This is a genomic window from Streptomyces sp. WAC06614 (genome assembly GCF_003949795.1).
Taxonomy (GTDB): domain Bacteria; phylum Actinomycetota; class Actinomycetes; order Streptomycetales; family Streptomycetaceae; genus Streptomyces.
On the sequence record NZ_RPRY01000176.1, the window covers coordinates 1 to 15296 of the forward strand.

At 72.9% G+C, this 15296-nt stretch carries 12 protein-coding genes and 2 pseudogenes; 6 read left to right on the plus strand and 8 right to left on the minus strand.

Going from position 1 to position 15296, the window contains the following annotated elements; translation table 11 throughout:
- Positions 1 to 10 precede the first annotated feature (10 nt).
- Together EF918_RS37725 and EF918_RS22225 are read left to right on the plus strand one after the other, a co-directional pair.
- Positions 11 to 127: pseudogene (locus tag EF918_RS37725) on the plus strand (HAD family hydrolase); the annotation flags it as partial.
- A 147-nt stretch (positions 128 to 274) separates the two neighbouring features.
- Positions 275 to 697 carry an Rv3235 family protein gene (locus EF918_RS22225; RefSeq protein WP_125649516.1) on the plus strand — a complete coding sequence of 141 codons (423 nt, stop codon included), beginning with the start codon at positions 275 to 277 and terminating at the stop codon, positions 695 to 697.
- An 82-nt stretch (positions 698 to 779) separates the two neighbouring features.
- Here the strand turns inward: EF918_RS22225 and secA are convergent, their stop codons facing one another.
- On the minus strand, positions 780 to 3560 hold the full coding sequence (gene secA, locus EF918_RS22230; protein WP_125649518.1) for a preprotein translocase subunit SecA: 2781 nt from the start codon (positions 3558 to 3560) through the stop codon (positions 780 to 782).
- A 227-nt stretch (positions 3561 to 3787) separates the two neighbouring features.
- Between secA and EF918_RS22235 the strand changes: the two genes are divergently transcribed.
- Together EF918_RS22235 and EF918_RS22240 are read left to right on the plus strand one after the other, a co-directional pair.
- Complete coding sequence (locus tag EF918_RS22235) at positions 3788 to 4432, plus strand: GNAT family N-acetyltransferase (RefSeq protein ID WP_125649521.1); 645 nt, start codon at positions 3788 to 3790, stop codon at positions 4430 to 4432.
- A 43-nt stretch (positions 4433 to 4475) separates the two neighbouring features.
- Positions 4476 to 5669 carry a winged helix-turn-helix domain-containing protein gene (locus EF918_RS22240; RefSeq protein WP_125649524.1) on the plus strand — a complete coding sequence of 398 codons (1194 nt, stop codon included), beginning with the start codon at positions 4476 to 4478 and terminating at the stop codon, positions 5667 to 5669.
- Between the two features lie 48 nt (positions 5670 to 5717).
- Here EF918_RS22240 and EF918_RS22245 read toward each other — a convergent pair whose 3' ends face one another.
- The 7 genes and pseudogenes from EF918_RS22245 to mtrA all read right to left on the minus strand — a co-directional run bounded on the left by EF918_RS22245 (position 5718) and on the right by mtrA (position 12947).
- A complete protein-coding gene (locus tag EF918_RS22245) occupies positions 5718 to 6431 on the minus strand; it encodes a response regulator transcription factor (protein WP_260610493.1) in 714 nt (237 codons plus the stop codon).
- Positions 6432 to 6473: 42 nt separating this feature from the next.
- Positions 6474 to 6611, minus strand: a pseudogene (locus tag EF918_RS39320) (hypothetical protein); the annotation flags it as partial.
- A complete protein-coding gene (gene raiA, locus EF918_RS22250; protein WP_125649532.1) occupies positions 6556 to 7308 on the minus strand; it encodes a ribosome-associated translation inhibitor RaiA in 753 nt (250 codons plus the stop codon). The gene raiA and the pseudogene EF918_RS39320, both read right to left, overlap by 56 nt.
- A 197-nt stretch (positions 7309 to 7505) precedes the next feature.
- A complete protein-coding gene (locus EF918_RS22255; protein WP_125649535.1) occupies positions 7506 to 8267 on the minus strand; it encodes a ComF family protein in 762 nt (253 codons plus the stop codon).
- A gap of 118 nt (positions 8268 to 8385) precedes the next feature.
- Positions 8386 to 10305, minus strand: a complete 1920-nt coding sequence (locus EF918_RS22260) for an LpqB family beta-propeller domain-containing protein (protein WP_312847854.1) — start codon at positions 10303 to 10305, stop codon at positions 8386 to 8388.
- The gene (gene mtrB, locus EF918_RS22265) at positions 10295 to 12256 is read right to left on the minus strand and encodes an MtrAB system histidine kinase MtrB (protein WP_185921859.1); all 1962 of its coding nucleotides are present in this window, start codon (positions 12254 to 12256) and stop codon (positions 10295 to 10297) included. Before mtrB ends, EF918_RS22260 begins: the two co-directional genes overlap by 11 nt.
- 1 nt (position 12257) lies before the next feature.
- Positions 12258 to 12947, minus strand: coding sequence for a two-component system response regulator MtrA (gene mtrA / locus EF918_RS22270; RefSeq protein WP_199922743.1), 690 nt, complete (start codon positions 12945 to 12947; stop codon positions 12258 to 12260).
- Positions 12948 to 13176: 229 nt separating this feature from the next.
- Between mtrA and EF918_RS22275 the strand changes: the two genes are divergently transcribed.
- Together EF918_RS22275 and EF918_RS22280 are read left to right on the plus strand one after the other, a co-directional pair.
- Entirely contained in the window at positions 13177 to 14598 is a 1422-nt protein-coding gene (locus EF918_RS22275) for a glycerophosphoryl diester phosphodiesterase membrane domain-containing protein (protein ID WP_125649542.1), read from the plus strand.
- A 7-nt stretch (positions 14599 to 14605) separates the two neighbouring features.
- Positions 14606 to 15295, plus strand: coding sequence for a DUF4129 domain-containing protein (locus EF918_RS22280; RefSeq protein ID WP_260610496.1), 690 nt, complete (start codon positions 14606 to 14608; stop codon positions 15293 to 15295).
- The last annotated feature ends 1 nt before the right edge of the window (position 15296 follow it).

Consider the following 15296-nt stretch of genomic DNA (forward strand, 5'->3'; position numbering starts at 1 on the left):
CCCATACGAGGTGGGGGCCGCGAGCCCTGCCCCCGGCCCCCACCTCGTATGGGACTGGAACGGGACCCTCCTCCACGACATCGACGCGGTCATCACCGCCACCAACGCCTCGTTCGCCGAGTTCGGCGGGGGTGCGGTCGGCGGAGTGGGGGTGATTGCGGACGGTAGCGGGTCGGCCTACAAGGGTCACCACAAGTTACCGCCCGGTACTCGCCGGGCCTTTCGGTGATGCGGGGGCGATCGCATGGACCAGGGTGTCGTCGACGGTGGGGCCATGCCTCCGGTGCGGGGTGGGGGGCGGGGCCGGGACGTCGCGCGGACGCGGCCCGGCGGGCGGCGGGACCAGCGGCGGCCGCCGGCCGCGCCCCGCGCGCTGCGGCTCGGCCCGCACTACTGGTTCGCCGAACGGATCCTGGCCGTCCTCTGCGGGCTGCGCCCGGTCCACGCCCTACTCGGCCACACCATCGGCCCGGCCTACGACCAGCTGATCGCCCTGGCCCCGGTGGGCCCGCCGGCCCCGGGCCCGCGCCCGGTCCTGCGCCACTGCGGCCGCTTCCACCCGGGCCCGGGCGTCATCGAGGCCTTCGCCCGCATCGCCGTCGGCGACCGCGTCACCGCCATGGCCTTCCGCCTGGAACAGGGCCCCGACCTCCGCTGGCGCTGCGCAGCCCTGGAACTGGCCGGGCCCCTGGCCTGACCGCCGCCCGGAACGCCGAAAGGGCCGGCCCCCGCGCAGGAGGTGCGCAGGGGCCGGCCCTGGGATCCGGGGAGGCCCGGGGTCACTTCTTGCGGCGGCGGCCGCCCGTGGCGCGCTGGGCCTTGCGGCGTTCCGCCCGGGTCATGCCGTCGCCGGACGGGGTGCCGTCGTCCTCGAAGTCGCCCTCGACCACGCCGCCCTCGCCGTCCACCGACGGCGCCGAGAAGTGCAGGCCGCCGCGGCGCTGCGGGGCGTCCAGGCCCTTGGCCTTGATCTCCGGGCGGGCCGCCGGGACGGAGGCCTCCTCCTGGACCGGGACCTCCTCGACCTGCTGCTCGACCTGGACCTCCAGGTTGAACAGGTAGCCGACGGACTCCTCCTTGATGCCGTCCTGCATGGCGTTGTACATGTCGAAGCCCTCGCGCTGGTACTCCACCAGCGGGTCCTTCTGCGCCATCGCCCGCAGGCCGATGCCCTCCTGGAGGTAGTCCATCTCGTAGAGGTGCTCACGCCACTTGCGGTCCAGGACCGACAGGACGACCCGCCGCTCCAGCTCCCGCATGACCTCCGAGCCGAGCTGCTTCTCGCGGGCGTCGTACTGCTCGTGGATGTCGTCCTTGACCAGCTCCGCGATGAACTCCGCCGTGATGCCGGCGCGGTCACCGGCCGCTTCCTCGACCTCCTCGATGGTGACCTTGATCGGGTAGAGCTGCTTGAACGCGCCCCACAGCCGGTCCAGGTCCCACTCCTCGGCGAAGCCCTCGACGGTCTCGGCCGCGATGTACGCGTCGATGGTGTCGTCCATCATGTGGCGCACCTGCTCGTGCAGGTCCTCGCCCTCCAGGACGCGCCGGCGCTCGCGGTAGATGACCTCGCGCTGGTTGTTGAGGACCTCGTCGTACTTCAGGACGTTCTTACGGGTCTCGAAGTTCTGGGTCTCGACCTGCGACTGGGCGGACGCGATCGCCCGCGTCACCATCTTGTTCTCGATCGGGACGTCGTCCGGCACGTTGGCCATGGACATCACGCGCTCGACCATCTGCGCCTTGAACAGCCGCATCAGGTCGTCGCCCAGCGAGAGGTAGAAACGGGACTCGCCGGGGTCGCCCTGACGGCCCGAACGGCCGCGGAGCTGGTTGTCGATGCGCCGCGACTCGTGCCGCTCGGTGCCCAGCACGTACAGCCCGCCGAGCTCCTTGACCTCCTCGAACTCGGCCTTCACGGCCGCCTCGGCCCGCTGGAGCGCCTCGGGCAGGGCGTGCGCCCACTCCTCGATGTGCTCCTCCGGGTCCAGGCCGCGCTGGCGCAGCTCGGCCTCGGCGAGGTCGTCCGGGTTGCCGCCGAGCTTGATGTCCGTACCACGGCCGGCCATGTTCGTGGCGACCGTGACCGCGCCGCGGCGGCCGGCCTGCGCGACGATCGCGGCCTCGCGCTCGTGGTGCTTGGCGTTGAGCACCTCGTGCGGGATGCCCCGCTTGCTGAGCTGCTGCGAGAGGTACTCGGACTTCTCGACCGAGGTGGTGCCGACCAGGATCGGCTGGCCCTTCTCGTGCTTCTCCGCGATGTCGTCGACGACGGCGGCGAACTTCGCGACCTCGGTGCGGTAGATCAGGTCCGCCTGGTCCACGCGCTGCATGGGCCGGTTCGTCGGGATCGGCACGACGCCCAGCTTGTAGATCTGGTGGAACTCGGCGGCCTCGGTCATGGCCGTACCGGTCATGCCGGAGAGCTTCTTGTAGAGGCGGAAGAAGTTCTGCAGGGTGATCGTGGCGAGGGTCTGGTTCTCGTCCTTGATGTCCACCCCTTCCTTCGCCTCGATCGCCTGGTGCATGCCCTCGTTGTAGCGGCGGCCGGCGAGGATACGGCCGGTGTGCTCGTCGACGATCATGACTTCGCCGTCGAGGACGACGTAGTCCTTGTCCTTCTTGAACAGTTCCTTCGCCTTGATGGCGTTGTTCAGGTACCCGACGAGCGGGGTGTTCACCGACTCGTAGAGGTTGTCGATGCCGAGCCAGTCCTCGACCTTGGCGACGCCGGACTCGTGGATGCCGACGGTCCGCTTCTTCTCGTCGACCTCGTAGTCGCCGGTCTCCTCGATGCCCTTGAGCGGGTTGCCGGGCTCGCCCTTGGTCAGGCGGGTGACCAGCTTGGCGAAGTCGCCGTACCACTTGGTGGCCTGGTCGGCCGGGCCGGAGATGATCAGCGGGGTACGGGCCTCGTCGATGAGGATCGAGTCGACCTCGTCGACCACGGCGAAGTTGTGGCCGCGCTGGACCAGCTCGTCCTTCGACCACGCCATGTTGTCGCGCAGGTAGTCGAAGCCGAACTCGTTGTTCGTGCCGTACGTGATGTCGCACGCGTACTGCTCGCGGCGCTGGGCCGGCGACATGTTCGCCAGGATGCAGCCCACGCTCAGGCCGAGGAAGCGGTGGACGCGGCCCATCATCTCGGAGTCGCGCTCGGCGAGGTAGTCGTTCACCGTGATCAGGTGGACGCCGTCGCCGGACAGCGCGTTGAGGTACGCGGGCAGGGTGCCGACCAGGGTCTTGCCCTCACCGGTCTTCATCTCCGCCACGTACCCGAGGTGCAGGGCCGCGCCGCCCATGAGCTGGACGTCGTAGTGGCGCTGGCCGAGGACGCGCTTGGCGGCCTCACGGACGGTGGCGAAGGCCTCGGGCAGCAGGTCGTCCAGGGACTCGCCGTCCTGGTAGCGCTGCTTGTACTCGTCCGTGAGCGCCCGCAACTCGGCGTCGGAGAGGTTGACGAAGTCCTCTTCGATGGAGTTGACCTGGTCCGCAATGCGGTGCAGCTTGCGCAGGATCTTGCCTTCGCCTGCACGCATGATCTTGGTGAGGACGGACACTGAGGCGGGTCTCCTTGCCGGTCGGGCCTGGCACTGGTTCGTACACGGGCACGGCAGGTGGGCCCCACCGCAACGGCCATCGTAAGCGAGGACGTGGCCGCGTCGGGAGGTCTACCGCGGCCGCGGGGCGGCCGGCACCCGCAAGGACAACGCGCAGGGCCCGGCGAAGGTGCCGCACTTTGCGAAAACTGTTCGCTTCCGCGACGTCACCGCCCCAGAATCCGGCCATGGAACCCACCACCCTGACCACCGAGCGGCTGCTGCTGCGGCCGTGGGCGCCCGGTGACGCCGACGCCGTCCACCGCGCCTGCCAGGACCCCGCCATCCAGCGCTGGACCGCCGTCCCCGTTCCGTACGGGCCCCGGGAGGCGCGCGGCTGGACCGCGGAGATCGCCCCGGCCGGCTGGGCGCGGGACACCGAGTACTCCTTCGCCGTGTGCCGGGCGGACTCCGGGACCCTCGTGGGCGCGGTCGGCCTGCACGTGCTCGGCGTACGGGGCTACGAGGTCGGCTACTGGGCGGCGGCGGAGCACCGCGGCCACGGCTACACCGTGGAGGCCGTGCGCGCGGTGACCCGCTGGGCCTTCACCGGGCTCGGCGCGGGGCGGGTGGAGTGGCGGGCCGAGGTCGGCAACGCCGGCTCCCGGGCGGTCGCCGAGAAGGCCGGCTTCCGCGTCGAGGGCGTCCTGCGGGCCGGGCTGCCGGTGCGCGGCACCTGGCGGGACTGCTGGGTGGGCGGCCTGCTCCCCGGCGACGTGGGCCTGCCGTCGGCCCTGCCGTACCTGCCGGCGCCGGACCAGGACCCGGCCCCGGGCGGCGACCGGAGCGTGGGCGGGGAAGCGCACCAGGATCCCGGCCCCCGCGCGGTCTGAGCAGGTCAGGGGCGTTGTCAGTGGCCGGTCCTAGGCTGCGGCCATGAGCCTGCTCCCGCCGCCGTCCCTGTCCCTGTCCGCCGACGAGGCCCGCCGGATCGCGCTGCGCGCCCAGGGGTTCCTGGGCGCGCCCGACCGGCGCGGCGGGGTCCGCGGGGTGCTGCGCCACCTGGGCGCCGTACAGCTCGACACGATCTCGGTGCTGGCCCGCTCGCACGAGCTGGTGCCGTACGCGCGGCTGGGCGCGGTGGGCCGCGAGGCCGTGGAGCGGGCGTACTGGTCCGACAGCCACGCCTTCGAGTACTGGTCGCACGCGGCGTGCATCCTGCCCGTCGAGGAGTGGCCGCACTTCGCGTTCCGCCGCCGGGCCATGCGGGCCCGCGGACACCGCTGGCACCACCTGAAGGACAAGGAGCAGTCCACCGGGGCCGTGCTGGCGCGGCTGGCGGCGGAGGGACCGCTGACCTCGTCCGAGCTGGGCGGGGCGAAGAACGGCGGGGAGTGGTTCGAGTGGTCCGAGACCAAGATCGCGGTGGAGTGGCTGCTGGACACCGGTGAGGTGGTCTGCACCGAGCGGCGGGGCTGGAAGCGGGTCTACGACCTGGCCGAGCGGGCCGTGCCGGACGCGATCTTCCACGACGACCTCGACGACCGCGAGTGCCTGCGGCGCCTGGTGGCACTGGCCGGGCAGTCCCTGGGCGTGGCCACCCGTGCCGACCTCGCGGACTACCACCGGCTCAAGGGCGAGCAGGTCGACGCGGTCGTCGCCGACTCCGGTCTGGTGCCGGTCGAGGTGGCGGGCTGGGGCAAGGGCGGGGCGCCCGCCGCGGCCTGGGCGGACCCGGCCGCGCTGGCGACCGTACCGAGGGGCCGGCACCGTACGACGCTGCTCTCGCCGTTCGACTCGCTGGTCTGGGACCGGGCGCGCACCGAGCGGATCTTCGGCTTCACCCACCGGCTGGAGGCGTACGTGCCCCGGCCGAAGCGGGTGCACGGTTACTTCGCCATGCCGCTGCTGGCCCAGGGCCGCCTCCAGGGGCGCGTCGACCCGGCCCGCGAGGGCCGCACCCTGGTCGCCCGCCAGCTCTCCCTGACCACGCCGAAGGCGGCCCCGGCGATGGCGGCGGCCCTGCGCGAGGCGGCGGAGTGGGTCGGCTGCGACGCGGTCCGGGTCGACCGGGCCGCGTCCCCCGCCGAGGTGGAGGCGATCACGGCCGAGCTGACCCGTCTCGACTGAACCCCGGCCCGGCCACGGCACGCCGGTGCGGTGGCCCCCCGGAGGCGGTCAGCGGATCTCCAGGATCTTCTCGCGCATCGCGTACACCACGGCCTCCATCCGGGAGTGCAGCTGCAGCTTCTCCAGGATGTTGCGCACGTGGTTCTTGACGGTGTTCTCGGAGATGAACAACTCCTTGGCGATGTCCCGGTTGTTCATCCCGGTCGCCACGAGCTTGAGCACCTCCAGCTCGCGGTCGGTCAGCCGGGGCGCCGGCACCAGCCGGCGCTCGTCCGTCCGCTGGATCATCGACTTGAACTCCGTCAGGAGCTTCGACGCCATCGAGGGGCTGATCTGCGACTGGCCGTCCGCCACGGCCCGGATGGCGGTGGCCACCTCGTCCGTGGAGATCTCCTTGAGCAGGTACCCGGTCGCGCCCGCCTTGATCGCGTCGTAGAGGTCGGCCTCCTCGTCGCTGATGGTCAGCATGATGATCTTCGCGGAGGGGGCCACCTCCTTGATGGACGTACAGGCCTCGATCCCGCCGCGCCGCGGCATCCGTACGTCCATCAGCACGATGTCCGGCAGCAGGTCCGCGGCCTTGTCCACCGCCTCGGCCCCGTCCCCGGCCTCTCCGACGACCTGGATGTCCTCCTCCTGCGCGAGGACGATCTCCAGTCCGCGCCGGAACAAGGCGTGGTCGTCCACCACGAGCACCCGGATCGGCTCGTCGGTCGAGCCGCCGCCCGTACCGAAGCTGCCGGGCTCGAAGGTGTCCGCCATCCGTTCCTCCCCCTGCAAGGTCCGCACCAATTCGGCGCATTCGCCCGCCGATTGACTGACCGCCAGCATACGGGTGCCCCCGGGACGCACCGGGCGTCCACAGGGGCACCGACGGGCCCGGCCGTCAGCCGCCGAGCGCGCCGCCCGCGCCGCCGCGCGGCTCCTCCGAGCTGGAGGCACCGTCGGGATTGACGTGAATGACGCCGTAGTCATAGGCGTGACGCCGGTAGACGACGCTGGGCAGCTTCGTCTCGGAGTCGACGAAAAGATAGAAGTCGTGCCCGACCAGCTCCATTTCGTAAAGCGCCTGGTCGAGCGACATGGGTGCGGCCGAGTGGGTCTTCTCGCGGACGATGAGGGGTCCCTCGCCCTTGACTTCGAGCGATCCGATGCGGGTCGTCGGGACCGCGTCCGCCTGACTCTCGGACACCGGTTCGCCGTTCGAATTGAGGGTCGCGGCGTCGGGGACGACGTCGGCGACTTCCGCGGCGGAGAGTCGTCCGGCGCCGCGGCGGCTGTGGCGCTTGTCGTGCTGCCTGCGCAGCCGGGCCTCCAGCTTCTCGTGTGCGAGGTCCAGCGCCGCGTACGGGTCGGAGGCAGCGGCCTCGGCCCGGATCACGGGACCGCGCGAACGCACGGTGATCTCCACACGGTCGGAACGGTCGGCCTGCCGCGGGTTGAGCTCCTTCGACACCTCGACGTCCAGGCTGATCACCTTCGCGTCGTACTTCTGGATCTTGTCGAGGTTGAGCTTTTCGGCCACGTGCTTGCGGAACCGCTCGGGCACTTCGGTCTTACGGCCCTTGACGACGATGTCCACGCAGAACTCCGTTCCCGGATTGCTCCGCCGCCCCGGCGGAGCGTCTCCCTTTTGCACACCAGGCCCCGGTGAACACCGGAGCCTCGGACTTGGCGACTTTCACCTCCTCGTGGGCCGAGGCTCGCCAGTTCCTCTTCAACCGAACATATCTCTCCAGGCCGGTTGTCGGCACCCGCTACCGGAACCTACCTCGGTCCAGGTGCTGCATTCCTCTCACCACCTGCAACGATGCGCCTTCCCGATCAGTTCCAAATCTATTCGCATCCCCATGGTGCTGTTCGGGTTTTCTCCGATCTTGACTCAAACGCATCCGAGGGCCCGGCGACCACCGCCGCGAGCAGGTCGGGACCGGCCGCCGCGGGGGCCTGCGCCCGCACGGCCCGGGCGGCCTCCGCGAGGGTCGCGCCGGTGGTCACCAGATCGTCCACCAGGACCGTCCGTGCGCCCGCCAGGAGGCCCGCGCCACCGGGCCGTACGTACAGGGCACCGGCCAGATTCCGCCGCCGCTCGCGCGCGCCCAGGCCCGCCTGGTCGGCCACCGGGCGCCGCTGCCCGAGGACGGCCGCCACCCGGACCGCGGTGCCCTCCCGGCGCAGCCGGGCGGCCGCGGCCAGCGCGATCCGCCGGACCGGGTCGTGCCCCCGCGCCCGTACCCGCGCCGGGGCGGACGGCACCGGCACCAGCACCACGGGCCCGCCCGGCAGCGGCCCGGCGCGCACGGCGCCGGCCAGCGCCGCCCCGAGGGGTTCGGCCAGGGGCAGCGCCCCGCGCTCCTTGTGGGCGAGCAGCACGGCCCGTACGACCCCTTCGTACGGCGCGGCGGCGTACACCGGCGGCAGACCGCCCGGCACCGGCCGCGGCCGCACCCGGCGGCCGCCCGGCCCCCGGCCCGGGCCGAGGTCCGCGCCCGTCAAGGCCTCGCGGCAGGCCTCGCACAGCACGCCCCGCACGGCACCGCAGCCCGCGCACACGGCCGGCAGCACCAGCCCGACGACCTCCTGCCACCACCCCGGCACGGCACTCAGCCTGCCGGTACGGCGACCGACCGCGCGACCCCTGTGGACAACGCGCCGAGGACGGTGGCCCCTGCCCCACCGGGGTACTACCCGTACTACCCGTTCCGGATGACGCGGCTCAGCCCGGGTAGACCGGCGCCTTGCCGCCCGCCGCCACCGTGCGCCACTGCGCACCCAGCGGCAGCCAGACGATGCCGTCGTCGACCGAGTGGGCCACCACCGGGTCCTTCTCGTTGTCCGAGGCCGCGATCGCGGTCAGGCCCGTCGCACCCGGCAGACTCGCCGCGACCATGGAGCCGTCCGAGAGCATGTAGCGGGCCTGCACCACACCCCCGCTCTCCCGGCCGACCACCAGCAGCCGGCCCCGCGGGGCCCAGCTCATCGCCGTCACCTCGGCCATCTGCGGCGCCGCGGGCCGCAGCTCGCGCACCGAGACCGCCGTGTCCGTGGCGGCGCCCGGCCCGTCGGGCCGGCGCTCGGGCCGCTCGATCCGGCCGATGTAGAGGTTCTTGCGGCCGTCCTTGACCACCAGCAGCGCGATCCGCACCCCGTCCGGAGCCACCCGCACGGCGCTGATCCGGCCGCCGTCCAGCCCGGCGACCTCGACCTTCTCGGGCTTGCCGGTCCCGCCGCGCACCAGCCACAGCGGCGGCGCCGCCGGGTCCTGGTCGGCCACCCACAGGTCGCCCCGGGCGTCCCAGCTCGGCGTCGTCAGCTTGTTGGTCCTGCTGGTCAGCACCGCCGCCGGCATCTGCCCGGCCGTGGTCAGCGAGACCACGTGCAGACCGTGGCCGTCCTCCGACACCACCGCCGCGCGCTGCTCGTCGTAGGAGACCGCCGCCGAACCCACCCGGAAGCCCGGTGCGTTCAGCGGACCGGGCACCGACTCGGCCCGCCGCTGGACCTCGTCGCTCTCGGTCGGCAGCTCCATCCGCACCAGCCGGGCGTCGTTGTCGACGTAGTACTGGTGGTAGCGCCCGGCCGCACGGCCGGCGATCGTCGACGCCGCGGCCTCGGTCACCCCGCACAGCGAGGACTTGTCCGAGCGCAGCAGCTCGACCCGGTCCAGCCGGGAGGAGATCAGGTCCTGCGCCGTGTAGAAGAGCTGGGCGGCCATCTTCTGGCACTGCGGCTGCGCCACGTCGTCGGCCTTGCCGTTGAGCGGCACCCGCAGCGTGGTCTGCCCGTTCTGGCTGTCGTACGTCAGCGACTTGGTGCCCTCGCGCAGCTCGGTCCCGGTGGGGAAGCTGGAGGTGACCACGGGGCCGAGCCAGTTGGAGGGACCGGTCAGCAGGGAGGTGACGGTCTGCGCCATCGGGTCCATGCGGGTCTCGGGGTCGGTGCGCTGGCGCACGTACACCGGGTCGGCGACCAGCGTCGAGCCGGAGAAGTAGTACTTGTTGACGGGTTTGAAGATGCGCTGGAAGTCGGACTCGCTGAGCACCAGCCCGCCGGGCGGCGTCGCGATGCGCCACTGCCCGTCCTTGTTCTTGACCATCTGCAGGTACTCGCCGTAGGTCCCGCCGCCGGTGTGCGGCTGGTACGCGCTGTGCTCGTCGACGGTGGCCAGCTTCTTGCCGCTGAGCTTGAACCGCGGCCCCTGGGGGTCCTTCTCGCTCTGCACCGACGCCCAGCTCAGGCCGCCGGAGGTCACGGTGATGCCCGAGCCGGGCCGCCAGTTCTTGGCGGCCTCCTCGGTCAGGTACTTGCGGGCGGTCTCCAGCTGCGGGTCGTCGGCGGTCATGGCCTCCACGAAGCCGTCCACGATGTCCGACGGGCTCGCGTTCTCGGCCGGCGGTACGCCGAACACACGGACCTGGGAGTCCACGCCTTGCGAGGCCTTGACCTGGCGGATCTCCCCGTGGTCGGGCATCGAGGCGCAGCCGGGCACCAGCACGGCGAGCCCGCCCGCGACGGCGCCGGCCCGCAGCCCGGCCACCCGGCCGCGGCGCCGGCGGCGGCCGGCCAGGAGCTCGGGGCCCGCCGGGCGCCCGGCCGCAGACCCGGCGGTCACGGCGGCCCGGTCCTCAGCGTCCACGTTCCGCATCCTCCTGGGCCTGCTCGGCCCCTCCGTTGGTACGGGCCACCACCCGGGCCCCGCTGCCCGGGAGGGCGGTGGGGTCGGCGGGCGGCGCCGCGGCCGGGCGCGGCGGTATCGGCGACCGGTCGGCGCCCGTGCCCGGGCCCGCCGCCGTACGGCCGGCCGGCGCACCGGAGGGACCCGCCGGGGCGGCGGCCTGCTGGGCGGCGGACCGCTCGGCGGCGGCGCGGGCCCGGTTGGCCCGCGAGTCCTCCGGCTCCAGCGGGATCGGGGAGCCGCGCAGCGGCTCGTCGGCGGTGCGCGGCAGCGTCAGCCGGAACTGCGAACCGCCGCCCGGCTCGCCCCAGGCCTGGAGCCAGCCGCCGTGCAGCCGGGCGTCCTCGACGGCGATCGACAGGCCCAGGCCCGTGCCGCCGGTGGTCCGGGCGCGGGCCGGGTCGGCCCGCCAGAACCGGTTGAAGACCCGGGTGGCCTCGCCCGGCTTGAGGCCCACGCCGTAGTCACGCACGGCGACGGCGACGGCGCCGCCGGCCGAGGCCAGCCGCACCACGACGTCCCGGCCCTCGCCGTGCTCGACGGCGTTGACGACCAGGTTGCGCAGCACCCGCTCCACCCGCCGGGCGTCGGCCTCCGCCACCACCGGCTGGGTGTCGCCGAGGACCCGGATCCGGGTGCCCTTGCGCTCGGCCAGCGGTTCGGCACCGTCGATGACCCGGCGTACGACGTCCCGCAGGTCGATCGCCTCCGCCTCCAGGGCGGCGGCCCCGGCGTCGAACCGGCTGATCTCCAGCAGGTCCGCCAGCAGCGACTCGAACCGGTCGAGCTGCCCGGCCAGCAGTTCCGCGGAGCGCGCCGTGACCGGGTCGAAGTCGACGCGGGCCTCGTGGATGACGTCGGCGGCCATCCGGACCGTGGTCAGCGGGGTGCGCAGCTCGTGCGAGACGTCGGAGACGAACCGCCGCTGCATCCGCGACAGGTCCTCCATCTGCTGGATCTTGTGCTGGAGGTTCTGGGCCATCTTGTTGAAGGCCTCGCCCAGCCGCGCGATGTCGTCCTCGCCGGTGACCTTCATCCGCTCCTGGAGCTTGCCCGCCGACAGCCGCTCGGCGATCCCCGCGGCCATCCGTACGGGCGTGACGACCTGGCGCACCACGAGCCAGGCGATCGCGCCGAACAGCACGACCACGAACAGCCCGGCCGTGGCGATGGTGCCCTTGACCAGGTTGAGGGACTCCTCCTCCTGGGTCAGCGGGAAGAGGTAGTACAGGTCGTACGGGCTGCCGTTGATGTCGGTGAGCCGCTTGCCGACCACGAGCGCGGGCTCGGAGGCCTTGTCGGAGCTGGCGTAGCGGATCCGTGCGAAGGACTGGTAGGTGCCCGCGGTGTGGTTGACGGACTTGCGCAGCGCCGCCGGGATGCTCGCCGTGGGGTCGACGTCGCCCGAGGCGCGCGCCCCGCGCACGCCGGAGTCGTCACCGGCGCCCGCGCCGAGCGCGACCACCTCGAAGGCCGACTGGCCGCCGCTGGCGAGCTGGGAGACCAGCGAGTTCATCCACGTACTGGCGTCCCGGCCGATCTTGGTGTCGACGGCGGTGGCGTCGGCGCCGTCCGCGACGGACGCCGTGTTCGCCTTCTCCTGCGCGACCGCGAAACCGCCCGCCGCCTGGCTGAGCGCCGCGTCCTCCTTGGCCTCCAGCAGACCCCGGCTGACCTGGGCGATCACCACGAAGCCGAGCAGCAGGACCACGGCCAGCGACATCAGCAGCGTGACGGCGACGACGCGCAGCTGGATGTTGCGCCGCCACAGCCGGATCGCCGGCAGCAGCGGACGCCGCAGGAGCCGGGCGACCAGGCGCAGCACTCGCCCGCCGGGCGCCCCTTCCTGGAGCAGCCGGCCGACCCGTGACGCTCCCCGGAGAAAGCCGGGCGAGGGCCTGCCGGACGTCATCTCAGCTGGGTCCCGCCTTGTACCCGACGCCCCGGACGGTCACGACGATCTCCGGGCGCTCGGGGTCCTTCTCGACCTTGGAGCGCAGCCGCTGCACGTGCACGTTGACCAGGCGGGTGTCGGCGGCGTGCCGGTAGCCCCACACCTGCTCCAGCAGCACCTCGCGGGTGAAGACCTGCCAGGGCTTGCGCGCGAGGGCGACCAGCAGGTCGAACTCCAGCGGGGTCAGCGCGATCGACTGCCCGTCCCGCTTGACCGAGTGCCCGGCCACGTCGATGACCAGGTCACCGATGGCGAGCTGCTCCGGCGCGGGCTCCTCCGAGCGCCGCAGCCGGGCCCGGATGCGCGCGACGAGCTCCTTCGGCTTGAACGGCTTGACGATGTAGTCGTCGGCGCCGGACTCCAGGCCGACGACCACGTCGACGGTGTCGCTCTTGGCCGTGAGCATGACGATCGGCACGCCGGACTCGGCGCGGATCAGCCGACAGACCTCTATGCCGTCCCGTCCGGGCAGCATGAGATCCAGCAGCACCAGGTCCGGCTTGGCCTCTCGGAAGGCAGCCAGGGCCTTGTCGCCGTCCGCGACGAACGACGGCTCGAAACCTTCTCCACGCAGCACGATGCCGAGCATCTCGGCCAGCGCGGTGTCGTCGTCGACGACAAGGACGCGTCCCTTCATGGTTGACATCATCCCATTAGCTAATCGTTACCTGGCGGTGAGCTGTCCCACAGCTACGTCGGCAGCACGTCGACGGCCGGTGGCGCGACGTGATCCAGTCTGCCCGCTCTCCGGGTGACAATTGAAGGTGCGGGCAGGGCCGGAACAAACCGGGGGGACGGCCGGTCCGCCCCGCGTCCTCGCGTGGCACGATGGCAGCCGACCAGCGCCCCCGCCCCGAACGGACCGTGAAGGAGCCACGATGAACGACTCTCCGGGCCGGGCCACGCCCGGCTCCTCTCCGTCGGAGGGGGAGGGTTCCGGCGCACCCGGTCCCACCGCCGGGGCGTCCGGCGGCCGGCCGGCGCAGCCCCAGGACGCACGGCCCCAGGATTCGCAGCCGCAGCAGCCCGGGCAGGCGCCCGGGCAGCAGCCCGCGGGCCCGCGCTGGTCCGCCGAACAGCCGCCTCCCGGCCAATGGACCCAGCCCGGCGCCGGCGCGACCCCACAGCCGCCCCAGCAGCCCCAGGCACCCCAGGAGCAGCCGGCACAGCCCCAGCCGGGCACCGGCTGGGGCACGTACGGCGGCCGGCAGGACGGCGGCCAGGGCTACGGTCAGTACGGATACGGCCAGTACGGGTACGGCCCCGCCACCGGCGGCCCGGGCGGCTGGGGCGCCGGCGGCTGGGGACAGCCCCCGGCGGCCAAGCCCGGCGTGATCCCGCTGCGCCCCCTGGGCCTCGGCGAGATCCTCGACGGCGCCGTCGCCACCACCCGCACCCACTGGCGCTCGGTGCTCTCGATCACCCTCGTGGTCGCCACGTTCGTCCAGCTGGTCACCGTGCTCGCACAGAAGTACGCGTTCTCCCGGTTCGCGTTCACCACCACCGGGGAGCCGACCCCCGAGTCCGCCCAGGAACTCGTCGACTCGCTCGGCAGCACCGTCGCCGTGGGCCTGGGCTCGGGATTCGTCCAGTTCGTCGGCGGACTCCTGGTCACCGCGATGCTCACGATGATCTTCAGCAAGGCCGTCCTGGGCCAGCCCTCCACCGTGGCCGGCGCCTGGCGCGACGCCCGCGGCCAGCTCCTGCGGCTCGCCGGACTGACCCTGCTGCTGGCCTTCGGCGCCGCCGCACTGGTCGTCGTCCTGATCCTGCCCGGCATCATCGCGCAGAGCTGGGGCCTGGGCCTGCTCGGCGGCTTCGCCGCGATCGCCCTGGTCGTCTGGCTCTGGATCAAGTTCGTCCTGGCCTCGCCGGCGCTGATGCTGGAGCGTTCCGGGGTCTTCAAGTCCCTCGCCCGCTCCTCCAAGCTGGTCCAGGGCGCCTGGTGGCGGATCCTCGGCATCACCCTGCTCACGGGCCTGCTGACCGTCATCGTCTCCGGCATCATCACGCTGCCCACGACGTTCCTGGGCCTGATGGTCGAAGGCGTCTCGAAGGGCGGCCTCGGGGCCGCCGGCTACGAACCCTCCTGGGCCTACCTGATCATCATGGCCGTCGGCTCGATCGTCGCCCTGACGATCACCATGCCGATCACCGCGGGCGTCACCGTCCTGCTCTACATCGACCAGCGGATCCGCCGCGAGGCCCTGGACCTGGAACTGGCCCGGGCGGCCGGCGTGGAGAACTACGGCACCACGTACGACACCCCGCACGGCACCACCCCCGGCAGCGCGGGCTGATGCCGCGGTGACGAGCACGGGGGGCCTCATCACCGGAACCAGGACCCTGCTGTCGGCCGACGGCGGGCCGCCGATCACCACGCCGCGCGACCCCGCCCGCGAGGCGGCCGAACGCGAGCTGTCCAAGCCGATGTACCACGAGAACGACCCGTCCCTCCTCGACCGCGCCCTGCGCCGGCTCTGGGAGTGGCTGGAGGACCTGCTCGACGCCGCCGCCGGCGCCTCCCCCGGCGGCGGCCTCGGCCTGGTGGTGGTCGTCCTCCTGGCCGCGCTGGCCGTCGGCCTCCTCTGGTGGCGCCTGGGCCGCCCGGCCCCCGGCACCACCGCCGCCGGCGACCTCTTCGGCGACCGGGCCCGCAGCGCCGCCGACCACCGCGCGGCCGCCGACGCCCACGCCGCCGCCGGCCGCTGGGACCAGGCCGTGCAGGAACGCATGCGCGCCCTCGTCCGCGCCCTGGAGGAACGCGCCCTCCTCGACCCCCGCCCCGGCCGCACCGCCGACGAGGCCGCCGCCGAGGCCGCCCTGTCCCTCCCGGAGCACACCGAGGCCCTGCGCACGGCGGCCCGCACCTTCGACGACGTCACGTACGGCGGCCGCCCGGCCGACGCCCCCATGTACACCCGGATGCGCGACATCGACCACACCCTCACCCACGCCAAGCCGGTCCTCCCCACCACCCCGGGAGACCCGTCATGAC